16 protein-coding genes are annotated in these 15959 nt (G+C 36.7%); 6 read left to right on the top strand and 10 right to left on the bottom strand.

The annotated features are described in order from the left end of the window. The 3 genes from MRT15_RS02355 to MRT15_RS02365 form a co-directional block, all read left to right on the top strand. Positions 1-332 (top strand): hypothetical protein (locus tag MRT15_RS02355; protein WP_304327561.1); only part of this gene is annotated, 332 nt, incomplete at its 5' end. Positions 333-420: 88 nt separating this feature from the next. Continuing rightward, a complete protein-coding gene (locus MRT15_RS02360) occupies positions 421-987 on the top strand; it encodes a hypothetical protein (RefSeq protein WP_304327562.1) in 567 nt (188 codons plus the stop codon). Then, positions 984-1658: a hypothetical protein gene (locus MRT15_RS02365; RefSeq protein WP_304327563.1), complete on the top strand. Its 675-nt coding sequence runs from the start codon at positions 984-986 to the stop codon at positions 1656-1658. Before MRT15_RS02360 ends, MRT15_RS02365 begins: the two co-directional genes overlap by 4 nt. 432 nt (positions 1659-2090) lie before the next feature. Here MRT15_RS02365 and MRT15_RS02370 read toward each other — a convergent pair whose 3' ends face one another. The 3 genes from MRT15_RS02370 to MRT15_RS02380 are packed head-to-tail and all read right to left on the bottom strand — an operon-like array spanning position 2091 to position 6862. After that, complete coding sequence (locus MRT15_RS02370) at positions 2091-4247, bottom strand: ATP-dependent DNA helicase (protein WP_304327565.1); 2157 nt, start codon at positions 4245-4247, stop codon at positions 2091-2093. A 6-nt stretch (positions 4248-4253) separates the two neighbouring features. Next, entirely contained in the window at positions 4254-6308 is a 2055-nt protein-coding gene (mcm, locus tag MRT15_RS02375; protein ID WP_304327567.1) for a minichromosome maintenance protein MCM, read from the bottom strand. Then, positions 6305-6862, bottom strand: coding sequence for a hypothetical protein (locus MRT15_RS02380; RefSeq protein WP_304327569.1), 558 nt, complete (start codon positions 6860-6862; stop codon positions 6305-6307). Before MRT15_RS02380 ends, mcm begins: the two co-directional genes overlap by 4 nt. A gap of 116 nt (positions 6863-6978) precedes the next feature. Between MRT15_RS02380 and MRT15_RS02385 the strand changes: the two genes are divergently transcribed. Next, the gene (locus tag MRT15_RS02385; RefSeq protein WP_304327571.1) at positions 6979-7956 is read left to right on the top strand and encodes a replication factor C small subunit; all 978 of its coding nucleotides are present in this window, start codon (positions 6979-6981) and stop codon (positions 7954-7956) included. Beyond that, positions 7953-9221, top strand: a complete 1269-nt coding sequence (locus tag MRT15_RS02390; RefSeq protein WP_304327573.1) for a replication factor C large subunit — start codon at positions 7953-7955, stop codon at positions 9219-9221. The genes MRT15_RS02385 and MRT15_RS02390 overlap by 4 nt, the downstream gene beginning before the upstream one ends. Here the strand turns inward: MRT15_RS02390 and truA are convergent. The 6 genes from truA to MRT15_RS02420 all read right to left on the bottom strand — a co-directional run bounded on the left by truA (position 9207) and on the right by MRT15_RS02420 (position 13520). Beyond that, entirely contained in the window at positions 9207-10052 is an 846-nt protein-coding gene (truA, locus tag MRT15_RS02395; protein ID WP_369684937.1) for a tRNA pseudouridine(38-40) synthase TruA, read from the bottom strand. The two genes, MRT15_RS02390 and truA, sit on opposite strands and share 15 nt — an antisense overlap. Then, on the bottom strand, positions 10025-10963 hold the full coding sequence (gene moaA / locus MRT15_RS02400; protein WP_304327575.1) for a GTP 3',8-cyclase MoaA: 939 nt from the start codon (positions 10961-10963) through the stop codon (positions 10025-10027). Before moaA ends, truA begins: the two co-directional genes overlap by 28 nt. A 12-nt stretch (positions 10964-10975) precedes the next feature. Beyond that, complete coding sequence (moaC, locus tag MRT15_RS02405; protein WP_304327577.1) at positions 10976-11434, bottom strand: cyclic pyranopterin monophosphate synthase MoaC; 459 nt, start codon at positions 11432-11434, stop codon at positions 10976-10978. A gap of 13 nt (positions 11435-11447) precedes the next feature. Then, positions 11448-11714, bottom strand: coding sequence for a winged helix-turn-helix domain-containing protein (locus tag MRT15_RS02410; protein ID WP_304327579.1), 267 nt, complete (start codon positions 11712-11714; stop codon positions 11448-11450). Position 11715: 1 nt separating this feature from the next. Beyond that, the gene (locus MRT15_RS02415) at positions 11716-12909 is read right to left on the bottom strand and encodes an ORC1-type DNA replication protein (RefSeq protein WP_304327581.1); all 1194 of its coding nucleotides are present in this window, start codon (positions 12907-12909) and stop codon (positions 11716-11718) included. A 95-nt stretch (positions 12910-13004) separates the two neighbouring features. Next, positions 13005-13520: a THUMP domain-containing protein gene (locus tag MRT15_RS02420; protein ID WP_304327582.1), complete on the bottom strand. Its 516-nt coding sequence runs from the start codon at positions 13518-13520 to the stop codon at positions 13005-13007. Positions 13521-13808: 288 nt separating this feature from the next. Here MRT15_RS02420 and MRT15_RS02425 point away from each other — a divergent pair, with 288 nt between their 5' ends. Beyond that, positions 13809-14858: a cyanophycinase gene (locus MRT15_RS02425; protein ID WP_304327584.1), complete on the top strand. Its 1050-nt coding sequence runs from the start codon at positions 13809-13811 to the stop codon at positions 14856-14858. 125 nt (positions 14859-14983) lie between these two features. Here MRT15_RS02425 and MRT15_RS02430 read toward each other — a convergent pair whose 3' ends face one another. Continuing rightward, on the bottom strand, positions 14984-15946 hold the full coding sequence (locus tag MRT15_RS02430; protein ID WP_304327586.1) for an MBL fold metallo-hydrolase: 963 nt from the start codon (positions 15944-15946) through the stop codon (positions 14984-14986). Positions 15947-15959 lie beyond the last annotated feature (13 nt).

Genomic DNA, 15959 nt, shown 5'->3' on the forward strand with positions numbered 1-15959 from the left:
TCAAGTATAGATGTAAATATACATTTAGCTACAATTGCTCTCTCGGCTTTAAAATAATGAACATTACACTTTCAAACTCATATGTTCCAACATTCAATGATGTTAAAATGGTTGTTGAGGTTTTTGGGGATTCTGAAGTTCTGCTTAAACCACCAGCATTCATAGTTTCATACATCTATAATGGGGGCACCTTCACCTTCAATCCAGAATATGAAAGTTTAATGGATGGACGCTACATGGTTCACTTCGTTATTCCATTGAATGTGCATGCTTTTACATTTATTGTGATTGATTGGAGGGGGGTGAAATGTATTGGGCTATTTAAATTGTAAGGGGGTTTCAAATATTTTAACTAGTCTAATTATATTCATGACTTTTACCTCATTATCCTTCATGTGCCTTCATCATGGAATGGTTTATTTGAGAAATTTGGAATGCAATTTGAGGTCTAGTAATGTAGTAGACTTCTTTAGATACGTGAGGTTAGAGGCTGATGAACTTTCTTTCGTCAATGATTCAGTCATAATATCCAATTCACATTACATTATTGAATTGAATGATCGGTGCAATATGATGGTCATCGTTAATGATGTACGTTTAGGGAATTTTACATCTTCAATTCTAGGCATACAAGTTTATGCTTCCTCTTCGAAAGTATATCATGATCAATTAATTCAGATTAATGGCACTTGCCTCTCAATATATGAGTATGGCGATCACGTATACCTTATACCAGCACTTTCACTGCATAATTTTGGTTCTAGAATATATTTGAGGTTGATGGTTTTTAGAGGTTCTGGCACCATTAATGGAAACTTTGTTTTGAGAGTTGGCGATGTACTTAAGTCCACTTATATATTTGAGTGTACTGGTCAGCTTAAAGTATTGCTGATTTCCAGTAACAATTATTATTCGACAGTTCTTTCGTTAAGTGGTCTTGTTGTATTGGTTTTTGAGGTTGTTTTTGTGGATGTGGTTTCCATATGACCTCTGCTGAAATACCTTCATCAATTATTCTGGTTGGATTGATATTGCTGGTTGGTTCAGTTTGTTTACAGTTTTATACATCTTATAACACCTATGTGTTAATGCTTGCCGAAGTCAATGATGTGAAATCATTCTTCCATAAGCTTATTGATGGTATGGAGTATGGTAAAATGGTGGTGCACCGTTTTTCCCTAAAGTATGGTGTATTGGAATTTTATGTTGATGGTTTTCAAATTATAAATTTTGATAATGAAACTCTGCTATCTTCTTTCTCAATTAGCTTGAAGTATATTTCCCACAATTCCCTGTACCCATATGGGAATGTGATAATTGAGGAAGGTAATCGGACATATTTCTTCTATTCAATAATAGCAAGTGGGGGGACTTTGATTCTCAGCGTTCGTCCAAAGATAATTTTTAGTGGAAATTCAGTTTTTGTGGGAGTTGTTTTGTTTAATATTAATGGTTCATTGAAAATATCATATGGGGAATACTCCTTCACATCACATGTTAACATTATGAAAAGATCCTATAACCCTACTACTCCAAAAATTTTGCATATGCAACTATATAGTCCAGCATATTCATTTAATTGGTCTTTTAATTCCAGTAGAGTTAATCCATTGATATTTAATTGCATAATAATATCTGTTGATGTGGTTGGTGGATGAATATGAGGAATGTAATTTCCAACTCTATATTAAATTTTGGCTTAATATTCTCTACATTGCTACTTCTAATGTCCATGGGCAGCTTTTACTTTAATATTATCAACAACGATAGAGTCTATTACTCCTTTATATATGGTGTTAGGGAATCTATAGTTTATGGAGTTGAAACATGTAGAAATCTTGGTTTAAATTCCAGTATCTGCATTAAACTATCTGTTCCCACTAGATTTATTGGGTTTAGGGTTTCCATATTTAAGAATTCTTTGATATTCTATTGTGATCGTGGGGAGTTTAAATTGGATCTCCCGAACCTGATTGATGTATGCTATGTGGATTCAAGTGTTAATTTATCGCGTGAATTCATATTCCTTTGCATTTCAAATGTTAATGGGAAAATAAATGTTCGCTTACAACCATTTTAAATTTTCATTATTAGCGTAACCCTCTTTCCTCCAGTTGTTCCTTTATCTTCCTTATGGTTTCCTCTCCGAATAGTGGTATTCTTTTTAAGTCTTCTATACGTGCCTTCCTTAGATCTTCAATGGTTTTGTATCCTGCTCTGTATAGTAGTCTAGCTCTAACTCTTCCTATCCCCTTTAAACTTATTAGCTCCAGTAGCTCTGGTTTACATCCATATTCCAGTCTACTGGTTAGCTCAGTCAATTTTTGTATGTGGTTTACGAATCCCATTAATTTGCTTATTTCCGTGGCTGAGTACATTAGCCATTGTGCTGTGAGTGCTATTGAGTATATGTCTCCAGGCCCTACATCATACTTCTCTATTATTGCATCTTCTTTCTCTTCATTTATCCAATCGTTTAGCATCATGGCAGTTTTGAGTGCTTGTAGCATTGTTAGTTGTTCAAATTCGTCTGTAGGGTCCTCTACATTTATGAGTAGCTCACCCTCAATTTCAAATAATTTCGACATTAACGTCTTTCTATCCCTCCTATTGAGATGTAATCTCTGCATATCTGGGGTCATACATATTAAGTGTATGTATGCAAGTTCACTTGCACCATTCCTCCCTCTAAGTCCATTTATGATTCGTACGGCTGATAGTGGGTCGATGTATAGTTGTGATACTCTCATTCCAAGTTTTGTTGGATAAATATTTTCATTAATAACTCTAACCATATCGTTTTCCACCAGAAATCCCACAACCTTTCTCAGTACATTTTTTATCTGTCTTTCTTCACCATACTGTTTATAATAGAATGTCCTTCTTATAAATTCCATAACCTCTTCTTCGCTCTTTGCGTATTCTGTGGCTATTATTGCAAGTGTATGTGATCTTAATGCTGATTCTGATGCCAGTCTAGACCATATCTTTTCTGGAGGTGCTCTTACATAGTTTTCCATTAAGAATTCTTGTTCTTGCATGTTTTTGGCTATTAGTATTGCATCCCCCCATTCATCATATTTCGGCCTTCCAGCTCTTCCAGCCATTTGATGATATTCGAATGCTGGTATCATTTGGTATCCAGTTGAACTATCATATCTATAATAACTCTTTACTATCACCCTCCTTGCTGGAAGATTTACCCCTGCAGCCAGAGTGGGGGTTGCGCATATAACTTTTATCTTAAACTCTTTGAATGCCTTTTCAATTATGCTCCTATGGGTTGCTGATAATCCTGCATGGTGGAATGCCACTCCACTCTTAATGCATGTAGCTAATTCTTCACTTATCCTTGTGCTTTCCTCCGATGATAGTATTTCGTTAGATATTTTTACGAGTTCCCTCTTCTCATCAGCTTTTAAGTGTTTTGATGTTAGTGGTATTAGTTTGAATGCTGTTTCCCTAGAATCGTTTCTTGTGTTTGAAAAAATTAGCACTTGACCTCCATCTTCTAGGGTTTGTTTCGTTAATGCTTGGTATGAGTCCATCTTTTCCTTTGTAACCTCTACTATGCTTCCATCATCATATATTATTCTCCCATTTACATAAACCCCCTTCCTTAATGGTACTGGTCTCCAATGGCTTTTCACTAGTTTAGCATTTAACCATTCAGCTATTTCCTCTGCATTCATTATTGTTGCACTTAAACCTATAACTTGAGATTGTGGGTTTGTTGATAATAGTTTTGCTAAAACCACTTCTAAGGTTGGTCCCCTATCATCATCATTTATTAGGTGTATTTCATCTGCCACCACCACTTTAACTTCATTCATCCATGGAGGTTTGTTTCTGAGGATGCTATCTGCCTTTTCATTTGTCATGACTATAATGTCGTAGTATTTGAGTTGAGGTTCTGGGTTGTCGTAATCCCCTGTGCTTATGGTGACCTTTAATCCAGCGTTTTCATACTTTTTGAATTCCTCATACTTTTCTGAGGCAAGCGCTTTTAATGGTGTTAGGTATATTGCTTTCCCTCCCTCTTCAAGTAATCTTTTTGTTATGGCTAATTCAGCTGCAAGCGTTTTTCCTGCAGCTGTAGGTATGGCTAGCACTATGTTTTCCCCATTAAGTAGTCCGCTTCTTACAGCTTGTTCTTGTGGTGGGTATAGTTCAATTATCCCATTAGCTTCCAATATGTCCCTTATTATCTTAGGTATTGGTAGCTCTCTTATCTTAATCTTACTCATCCTCCACTATGTTGGCATCACATATCCTGGTCTAGCTTCAAATAGTATTCCTTCCTTCAATAGCTTTTCTATAATTTCGAGAACAGTATTCTTCTCTATTCCATGTGCCTTCTCTATCTCTTCTGCAGCGAAATCCTTTTTTATTGGTCCACCTATCTCCTTAACTTTACTTCTTATGTAATCCATTATGATGTTCATTTTGTCCCTTTGCGACTTTGTCTTTCCAGTTAGTATCATGTCTATATCTATCTTTTCAGTTTCAACATCATATGCTGTCTTCTCCAATACATAGTTCATTAGCCTTATTGCTGCTTCCGCATCATCTTTTGTGGCTACATCTCTTAAAGCCATTTTGGCTCTTGCTTCCGTCATCCTTATTAATGCTTCTAGCTGTCTTGGGGTTATTGGTATGCTCCCCCCATTCTTCCCAAGTTTCCTCATTTCAACATAATACTCCTTTATCCTTTCCATAGCTTCATCTGATAATCTTGGTTTAACGTTCTTCCTCATGTATGCTATGTACTTTCTTAGGAGTTCTGGTTCTATTGGTGGGGGTGAAACGTACCCCCTCGTTTGGTGTAATCTTAGTATGTGTTCACTCATTTTCGTATCTCTCTCTTCATCTGGCTCATCTTTCAATGGGAATATTAGGTCGAATCTTGAAAGTATTGTTATTGGTAGATTGACGTTTTCAACTATTGACTTTTGCTCTACAAATCTTCCAAGTGTTGGGTTTGCTGAGGCTAGTATTGATGTTCTTGCATTTAATGTTGCAACTATACCTGCCTTTGCTATGCTCACGGTCTGTTGCTCCATTACTTCATGCATAGCTACTCTATCTTCATTCCTCATTTTATCTATTTCATCTACACATGCTACTCCTCCATCTGCAAGTACGAGTGCTCCAGCTTCAAGATACCAGTCACCGGTGGTTCTATCTTTTACGACTGCCGCTGTTAATCCAGCAGCAGTGGATCCCTTTCCAGATGTATATATTCCTCTTGGAGCTATTCTGGCAACGTATTGTAGTATTTGGCTTTTTGCAGTTCCAGGATCTCCGACCAATAGTATGTTTATGTCTCCTCTTATCCTCATACCGTCTGGTAGAATTTTTTGCACCCCTCCAAATAGTAGGTATGCAATCCCCTCCTTAACTTCTCTATAACCATATATTGATGGCGCTATTGATTGGATTATTTTCTCATGTATCATTGGATCCTTTGCTAGATTCTTTATCTTCTCTTCATCTTCTGGAGTTATTTCTATCTCTTCCATCCCCTTTTCCGATAATTCTATGTAATTTACTTCTATTTCAGGTCTAAATGTTGTTCCCATTCCAGTATGTTCCTTCACGGATTTCAGTATCCCTACAACTATTATTCTATCACCGGGTTTAGCTACATCCACTAGGTCTTCTCTTGCAATGGCTTCTATTGATCTTGGCAATTGGGCTGGTGGTAGTTCTTCTGGTCTTTCTTGTATCGTTAGCCTTTGCCAATCTATAAATTCGGATTCTTCTGGGATTAGTTTGAATACTCTTCCTCCACAGTGTTGGCATTTTTCCGGTGGATTTATCCTTTCATCTAGGCTGGCTGCTTCTACGTAGGTTATTTCTGAGCATTTCTCGCATCTGTACGCTGCTTTCACTATTTGTTGTTTTATTGATGAGACTCTTGTAAGTATGCCTTCTATCATTATTAGTTTTCCAACATGTTCTGATCTAATCTTCCTTATTGGGATTACTTCTGGTAACTTTTTGAATCTTGCTATGAACCTTTTGACTTTCCTTGCGTAGTTTATGTTTATGCTACTCATCATTACATCTCTTATGGCTGCTGAAGCTGCCTCAATGACTTTTGATGGTTTCTCTATTAATTGTTCTGCCAGTTGCTGGTCGTATTCCAATAGGTCTTCAAAGTTTATAACTAGATGTTTTTGTCCAGTTACAACCATTTGGCTTAGCATGTTTTTATAGTAGTATTCTCCAGCACTATTCTTGAATGATTTTAGGAAGTCCACAAATCTCTCTCTTATGTCTGCTTCCAATAATTCTAGGCTCATGTTTCATCACCTATTCTTGTTACTTGATCTTTCCATGTTGTTAGCATTCTTTTTATCTCTTTTAGCAGTATTCTCTCTTCTATGGTCATATTTTCACTTATTGTTTGTGGTATTGATTCTGTTATTGCCAATTGCAATACTTTCTGCATTCTGCAATTCACTATATCCATGAATGCATCCCTATATTTCCTTTCCTCTTGGATTTTTTCCGGGGTTGGATCTCTCTTTATATCATCCATTAACCTTTTAATTGTGGCTCTTGCTTTCATGTAGAATTGAGGATCTATTTTCGTTAAATTGGTTTCCCTAGATTCTTTCCAAAGGGTTTTTCTCAGCTCCTTTATCCCAAGTTCTTCAACATACTTCACTTCTATTAATCCATCTTTCATCATTTTATCTGATGCCCATTTTGGTATTAGTATTTCCATGCCTTCAGCATCTAAATTTATTTTCATCCCCCCTAGTTCCATTGGGGTTGAAGTCCTCTTTACAGTGGCTTTTATGAGTTCTGTATCTGATATTATTTTTGATGCTTCATTTATAAATTCAAGCATTATCTACACCAACACTTTCCCTTTAATATTGCAAGTATTAATTTTTTCCCTTAACTTAAATTTGACATGTTAATCTTAATATCCTCCTTTGTATAGTAATATGAATTGGTGTGATTATGTGTTCAGATGTATTCATGCTTTGGACTGAGAAGTATAGGCCTAAAACTTTGGATGAGGTTGTTAATCAGAGGGATATTGTGCCTAGACTTAAGAGTTTTGTTTCAAGTAAGAATGTTCCTCACATGCTCTTTGCAGGTCCTCCGGGTTGCGGTAAGACCACTGTGGCTTTGGCTTTAGCATACGATCTTTATGGTGCTAATTGGAGGCAGAATATTTTAGAACTCAATGCTTCAGATGAGCGTGGAATTCAAACCGTTAGGGATAGGATTAAGGATTATGCTAGGACGATGCCTCTAGGGGATGTTCCATTCAAATTGATCATATTGGATGAAGCTGACAACATGACTGCAGATGCTCAGCAAGCTTTGAGGCGTATAATGGAGTTGTATACTAGGACTTGTAGATTCATATTGATTGCGAATTATTCGAGCAAGATTATTGAGCCTATACAGTCTAGGTGTGCAGTCTTCCGTTTTCAGCCTCTTTCCAATGAGGATATTGCTGGGAGATTGAAGTATATTGCCAGCAATGAGAATGTGAAGTTAACTCCTGGGGGTTTGGAGGCAATACTCTATGTTGCTGAGGGTGATATGAGGAGGGCTATAAATACTCTTCAAGCAGCTGCAAGCCTCGGTGTTGTTGATGAATCCGCTGTTTATAGGGTTGTTGGGAAGGCGAATCCCGTTGAGGTTAGGGAGATGATGGCATTGGCTTTGAAGGGGGATTTCGTTAATGCTAGGGGTAAGCTTAGGGAGCTCATGATAAATTATGGGCTTTCAGGTGTTGATATTGTTAAGCAAATGCATAGGGAAGTTTTCGCATTAGATATACCTGATAAGGTTAAAGTGCTTTTGGCTGATAAGATAGGTGAAGTCAATTTTAGGATGGTGGAGGGGGCTGATGAAGAGATTCAGTTAAGTTATCTATTGGCATGCTTCTCCCTTTATGGTAGTGAATTGAGGGGTGGTAAATGATTTCTGCTGAGAAACTTTTATGGACTAATAAGTATAAGCCTAAATCCTTTGATGAGATTCTTGGAAATAAGGAGGCAATATTACAATTTAGATCTTGGATTGAGGAATTCTTTAATGGAACTGCTAAGTATAAGGCTGCTCTACTTTGGGGGCCTCCCGGCGTTGGTAAAACACTTACCGTTGAAGTTGCATCCATAGTATATAAGGCTGAATTGATTCAAATGAATGCCAGTGATAATAGGAGTTATGAGGATGTTGAGAGAATAGCTATGGCTGCATCTAAGCATTTCGGTTTTGGGAGTTCTAGGAAGATAATTCTTGTTGATGAAATTGATGGTATATCGACTTCTGAGGATAGGGGTGGCTTGAGTGCATTAATAAGGCTTATTGAAGTATCAAAGTTTCCAGTGGTCTTCACGGCAAATGATCCATGGGACCCCCAATTTAGGCAGTTAAGGGAGATGTGTTTGATGATACAGTTTTATGGTGTTAGGAGTACATCCATTGTAGGTTTTTTGGAGAAGATTTGCCGTGCTGAGGGCATTTCATATGATAAGGAGGCGTTGAAGTTTATTGCTGATAGATGTGAAGGTGATGTTAGATCAGCTATAAATGATCTTCAAATATGTGCTGCTGGTAAGAAGACATTGAAGTTAGATGATGTTAAGTGGCTTGGATATAGGGATAGAGTTACCCCTGCCTTTGACGTTTTGAGGGGTATATTCTCCTCTACATCATGTAATGCCGCTAGGAGATACACTATAACCTCAGATTTATCGTATGATGAGCTTTTACAATGGTTGAATGAAAATATCCCGATACAGTATGGTAATGTGTATGAGCTTTATGATGCATATAATGCTCTCTCAAAGGCTGATGTCTATTTGGGTAGGATAAAACGTTCTCAAGATTGGTCTCTATTAAGTTATGCTATGGATCTTATGACTGCAGGGGTTTCCATGGCTAAGAGGGAGAAATATAGGTTTGTTAAATACTCCTTCCCAGAGCGTATTAGACTCCTCCAGAAAAGTATGAGCGTTCGTGAAGTTATGAATGGAATAGCTTCTCTAATTGCAAAGAACTGTCATGTATCTTCACGTACAGCTCTCTCAGAGTACCTGCCAATTTTGAAGGTAATATTTAATCATAATGCTAATATGGCTGCTGGTATAGCTTTATGGCTTGGATTTGATGATAGGATGGTGGATTTCCTTGTCAGCAATCCAAGTATGGGTGAGGAGATAAAGAAGCTAATGAAGGGTTGAATGCAACTTTAAGCCGAGTTCTCTTACATCATTCATAACTTTCCAAAAATCCTTTAACATCTGCTTCTTCAAAATTGTTCCTTCATCAAAATCTTTTACATTGCTCATCACGTTTATAGCTTTAATAACCTTTTCCACTCCAGTATCGCTAATTGTGTATTTCAATGGGTAGTATGCATCTATGAGGTATAGGTTTTCTGGGGGTGCCATGCATAGCGGTCCATTATACTCCCATACGCTACTTAAATTGCTAATCTCTCCACTTCCGATTCTTGTTAGTAAATCTACTAGGTTTCTGATGAGTCCCCTAGCAAATTTTGATCCTATGAATTCTATTGCTAGGTATCCCTCCTCAATCTTATCTATCTTTATATAGTATATTCTTCTAATTACGGGTCCCTTAACCTTATAGCAGAATCTTTTGAAATTGTGTATTCCAAGCAAATCCTTTGATGCATTTTTCATCTTTTCCAGATCTAAATCCTTTTTGAAAACTATGTATTTGTAATGTCTATATATTGTGCATCTTCTGGCATCGAAGTGTTTTGGTGCTTTGCAGTAAGCCCATATGGCTATGTCTTCAGGTAGATTTGCATTTACCTCATCTATGTCCACATCTTTCACATTTATGGTTATGGTTTGTCCTATGGCATGTACTCCCTTATCTGTTCTACTTGCATAAGTTATATGAATTCTTTCCCCACAAATTTTACTTCTAAAAATTTTTCTTAGCGTTCCTTCAATTGTAGGCTTATCCTTTTGGGTTGCAAAGCCGTAGTATTTGTGTCCTAGATAAAATATTTTTAAGGCGTAACCCTCCTCTTCCAGTATGGCTCCCTCCCCTCAATAGCTTTCACAAAAAGTTTCATAAGTTCATATTCATCTAAATTGTTTCTTAATAGATTTTTTATGTCTATTAAGTTGTCGTTTCTCATTAGGCATGGTTTTATCTTTCCATCTGCGGTTAATCTTATCCTTGTGCATGCTGAGCAGAAGCTTCCATTTTCATATGGGTTTACTATTTCAACTTCTCCTCCACCTTTTAAAATGTATTTACGCCTATTTTGCATGTCTCTTCTCACAATCACCTTTTCTGCTTCATTTTTTATCTTCTCTTCAATTGATGATATGTCTGCATGATACTTTGAGTATGTTTCTTCATCTATTCCAACATTCTCCAGTTCTATTAATTGGAGTATTAAATCATTCTTCCTCGTGAATGTGATCATTTCATCTATTTGATCATCATTAACCCCCCTTAGGATGACCATGTTCACCTTTACTGGATTTATCCCCAGCTTCTTCGCCTCCATAACCCCCTCTATTATTTGTTTTGGGGAATATTCACTATTGGTTATATACTTGTATGTTTCCTCCCTTAATGATGGGATATTTACATTAATTCTTTTGAGATTTGCTTTTGCAAGTTCCTTAACCTTTTCCTTTAGGAGGGATCCATTTGTAGTCATTGATACCTCTTCCATTCCGTTTATATGTGATAACCTTCTCACTATTTCCCCTATGTCTTCTCTAATTAATGGTTCTCCACCTGTTAATTTGACTTTACTTATTCCAATTTTAACTGCAACTCTAGCTATTCTTTCTATTTCCTCTGGAGTTAGTTCTTCTAGTGCCTTTTCCTCCCCTTCCATGTGGCAGTATATGCATCTATAATTGCATTTATGTGTTAACGTTATTCTCAGATTTACAATTGGCCTTCCATATCTATCTATTAATGGCATGTGAATCGTCAGTTAAAGTGATATCTCCTTCTTACTTTTTAATGTTACCCTTATCCTATTAATTTCAGTTTGTGGATATTCTCCTTTCTCATCCTTTTCATACTTCTTGACCATATCCCATATGGTTATTAGTGCTATGGCTGTGGCTGTTATAGCTTCCATTTCCACACCAGTCTTTGCTTCAGTTTTCACTGTGGTTTCCACCTTTATTCTCTCATCATCCAACACCTTTACTTCTACATCTACGTTTGTTAGTGGGATTTGGTGGCATAGTGGAATTATCTCCGGTGTTCTTTTTGCAGCCATTATTGCAGCTATTTTTGCAGTTGAAATCACATCCCCCTTCTCCACTTCCCCTTTAACTATCTTCTCTATTGTTTCTCTTTTAAGTTTGATTTCCCCCTCAGCGGTTGCTATTCTAATGGATATGTTTTTACCAGTTATATCCACCATTTTCACTTCTCCACACATTTCAATAGCCTCCCTATGTTTTCATCATGAATTCCTCTATTGCTTTTGCAATTTTATTTTGTTCGTTTATTTTAAATATTCTTATCCTTCCAAATCTCTTCTCCACTATCACCCCACTCTTCTTCAATTCTTCTAGGTGTCTGTTAACCGAAGTGTAGCTTAATCCTGTTCTTTTTGCAAGTTCGGATATGTTCATCTCCCTCTCTATTATTAGTGTTTTCAAAATTCTGGTTCTCCCCCTCGATGCAAATATTTCTTCTATGTCCATGTTCACCTTCATTTCATCCCCCCTCAAGCCTCTTTAACAATTCTTTCTCAAGGAACTCTAATGGTGTTTCCACCAGTGATATCTGTGTGGTTCTACCTTTTGGTTCCATATTTATTATTCTTGTGTATATTAGTCCAGCGTTCTTTAAGTTTTGTATGTATTCCCAAATTTTCGTGTGGGCCCTCGCTTCCACATGGTATTCCTCACATATCATTTTATACATCTTTTCAACTTCCCCTATATTCACATATTGTTGATCAGTTTTCCTTAGGCATCTGGTTATGGCTAGTAATACTAGTTTCTCATGTTTTGAAAGGGCATCTATATCTTCCCCTCTTATGCTTGGGTGAATCATTGATGCAGCTATCCTCACATCATCTATTGTTACTACCCTCCTTCCCTCCATGTCAGCTGTTTTTGCAGCCCTCCAGAGTAATTCCAGTGCATATCTTGCATCCCCTGTTTTTGCAGCTATTTCTGCTATGCTCCATATTACTTCACTGCTAACGGTATTCTCATAGAATGCTTCTTTAACTCTCTCCATCAATATATCCCTCAACTGTTCTGCCGTGTATGGTTTAAATCTTATTATATTGCTCATTAAAACGCTTTGTGTGCTTCTATCCAGTAATGGTATGAAGAATTGATCTCTGGCTATTAATATGAAGCTCATCCTCTGCTTTTTATTCAGATATTCTTCTGAGGCTCTTAATAGGTCGTATAGTGAGCTTTCCCCTCCCACCCTAATGAAGTAATCAACTTCATCTAGGGTTATAAGTAGATATTCATCCTCCTCTTCAAGTCTATCACAAACTATATTCAATAATTCTTGCGTTGAAAGCCCTCTATCTGGAAATCCATCTATTAACGTCTTAACAATCTTCATCAGTATTAGGAAGGGGGTTCTATCTTTATGACAATTTACGTGAACATATTTTAGTTTAATGTTCCTCCTCCTCGCTGCATCTGAGAAGCTTAAGCCGAAGAGTTTTGATGTGGCTGTTTTACCCGTCCCCACAGGTCCCACTATTAGAACCTTTTGTGTAATATTTCCCGGTGAATCAATCATGCATCTAAGGTAGTTTAACAATTGCCTTATTTCATTCTCTCTATGAACTAGATTTTGTGGGACGTAATCTGCTGATAGTTTGCTTTCATCCTTAAATATTGTCTTTTTAAATAATTCTTCCTCAATTATCTTTGACAATTCCCTCAAATTTCTCTATTTATCTCAATAATTTATAAATTTCGTTTATTTAAACTAATTTGTAGTAGAGTGTTATGTGAAAGTGAAATTTCAATTCACAAATACTTCTTCAATTCCCACATATCACTTTGTTTAACTATTGATATGAAAGCTTCATCACTAAATATGTGTATGAATATTGTTATGTCAGGCTCTTTTAATTTCACAATCCATCCTTTCTCCGTTATCAGTTTTCTTGCAATGACATCTATGATTGATTTATGGGTGTTTGAGATATCATAACTCTTCAATTCAATTTTAAACTTAGCTCCACCATCCTTAATTCCTTCAGCTAATTTGATAATGCCATTTATAATTTCTGTGGGATTTGGCTTCACCACATCACCTATTGGTATAATTCTCTTAGCTTGACTTACAAAGCATTTTTCCAATATCCTAATAATCTCTAAACCATTTAACATCGATTCAATTACTATAATGCCAGGTATGCTTAAGATTCTAAACTTTGCATTTGGATCATATGGTAATATGCAATCCAATATTTCTATAGCTGCATCCCTTTCATGCGCCTTCTTCACGAATGCTAATACAGATGGTTTTACAGAATTCAAATTGGCATCAATCCCAAATTAATCCAAATTGGAGATAAATTTTTCTTACACCGATCATAAAAGAATTATTGGCAATGATGACTCTAGCCCTTATGATAGATGATTTAGATCTTGAGTGCTGAGCCATCGTTGAATGTTGACATTTTATTATCACATGTTTCAACTAGACTTTATGTGTTCGGGCTTCATTGATATTCCATTATGAACCCCCCATTCGGCGTCAATCACCGTGCATAGAAGGTTGGCTTAGTTAATTTTTAATACTCACTATAAACCTAACATGTATTTATGAAACTTGTAGTTGGTGGTGGGGCAATACTTGATGTTGATGAAATTTTTAATGCCATTACCGAATTGGCTGGTGGTTCTGGGTGCAGGATAGGTGTAATTCCGCTCGCCAGCGAATCCCCATATGAATCTTGGAAGAATCATAGCATGGTATTTGAGAAGTCTGGTGCAAAACCAATACTTGTGGATCTTACCTTGGAAAACTGTAATGTTAATGCTTTTTCATCGGAGATTGTTAATTTAATTTTAAGTTTGGATGGAGTATTTTTCACGGGTGGCTCACAGGATAGGATAGTTAAAGGATTGATCGTTGATGGTAATGAAACCCCTGCTTTAAAAGCTATAAAAATGCTATTTTTAAGTGGTAAGGTTATTTCAGGGTCTAGTGCTGGTGCTGCGATAATGAGTAATCCAATGATATATGGGGGTATGGATATGGATGTTATGGTTGGGCGTGGTCTCGGATTTCTGAGAGATGGAGAATTAATTGTTGATCAACACTTTATACAGAGGGGGAGGTTTCCAAGGCTTTTCGAAGCTTTATGGAAGACTAATGTTAGGATAGGTATTGGTGTGGATGAAGGTACAGCGTTAAAAGTTGTTGATGATATTTGCGAGGTTATAGGCAGATCCATTGTCATATTAATTGAAATGAAGTATAAGGATTCATTTAAATTATCCTACTTATCCCGTGGAGATAGTATAAATCTAAACAATTTTGAGGTTCATGTGGGTGTAGGTAAAAAGCTTATGGAAAAACCTAAGGATAAAAGTAAGGGTAAAACGTATTCATTTGACATTTTAAATCCGCAGGGTTTCCGAAATACCATAGACAAATTGTATCGAAGTGAAGAGGGGGTTGTTGAGGCTCTTGTGATGAGAGTGCTTGAAGATAGGGATAATGAGAAGATTGGATATGCCTATAGATTTATATTTGAGAAGGGGGCTGACACAGCCTTCTACTCTGAAGTTGGAGATGAGAAGGTGGTGAGTGCTAAGAATATAAATTTACGTGTGGAGAGGAAGCCGATGAAATTATTGTTGGGGTGATAAGTTTAATCGATTTTCCATAAAATCCCCCATTTAATGTTGGTGCAATTTATTGTATTTGCATGGTTAAATTTGGGGTTTATAGAGTTATTTAGGTAATGTTTTCATCAGTATTTAAATGTTAATCATATTGGTGGAGGCTCTTTCCCACGATGTCTACGAATTGATCTACACCACTTTGTAAATTCTGCCGGTGGCTCTTCTCTCTCATATAGCTCGTCTCTTATGCATTCCAATGCATTCATTTCTACTCCAAGATATTCTGCTGCTGTTTCAATGATGTTATCGTTTTTGGCTTTCTCTCTTACTTCATTGAAGTATTCCCTCCACTTTTTGTCTCTTAAGATGTGGTGATCCAGTATCGTGTGCTTTATTTCCATTTTTATTTTTGCAATGTTGTTTATTGTTTCGTTCACGTTTTTCAATGCATTCGGCATATATGTTGGGGGTCCACTCAATATCACTAGATTTGGGTTTAACGATATTATCCAGTCTGTGAGACTTTTGGTTTGTGGTCCCTGAACATCTGATGCGAATAGCACCCTTTCATCTGCTTCTTCTACTTCCACCATTACTACGTATCCAAGTTTTGAATTTTCTTCTCCATGTGGTACTGGTTTGCTTATGATTATCTTGGTATCCCCCTCAATAATAACCTTATCATCTGCAATTTCAACTTTGCATTCAACTTTACTCAATAGTTTCCAGAGGATCCACCCTCTCCTCCTCTGATTTAAATTTATGTTGTTCTTGTAATCCTTTATTATCACCTTCTTCCCCTCATACAATTTTTCAGCTTCATTTGGTGTGGTCCAAGTCCATAGGTAATCTGTCATTTTTAGTGGTGTGTAATGGTCTGTGTGGTAGTGTGTTATTATAATTGTATCCACCTTTTCAGCTACTTCATACATTCTTCTTCTGGTTTCCATTAGGCTTCTATATTCCAATGGATGTGGCATTTTACCATATCTAAATCCGAGGGATGCTCCAGGATCTATTAGTATTCTTATATTTCTTGTTTCAATGTATGTACACATTGATCTAACTCCCAAACTTTCAAATGCTATTGGTGTAACTTTTATGCCCATTTAATTTCAAATT

This window comes from Candidatus Culexarchaeum yellowstonense, assembly GCF_024707025.1.
Lineage (GTDB): Archaea > Thermoproteota > Methanomethylicia > Culexarchaeales > Culexarchaeaceae > Culexarchaeum.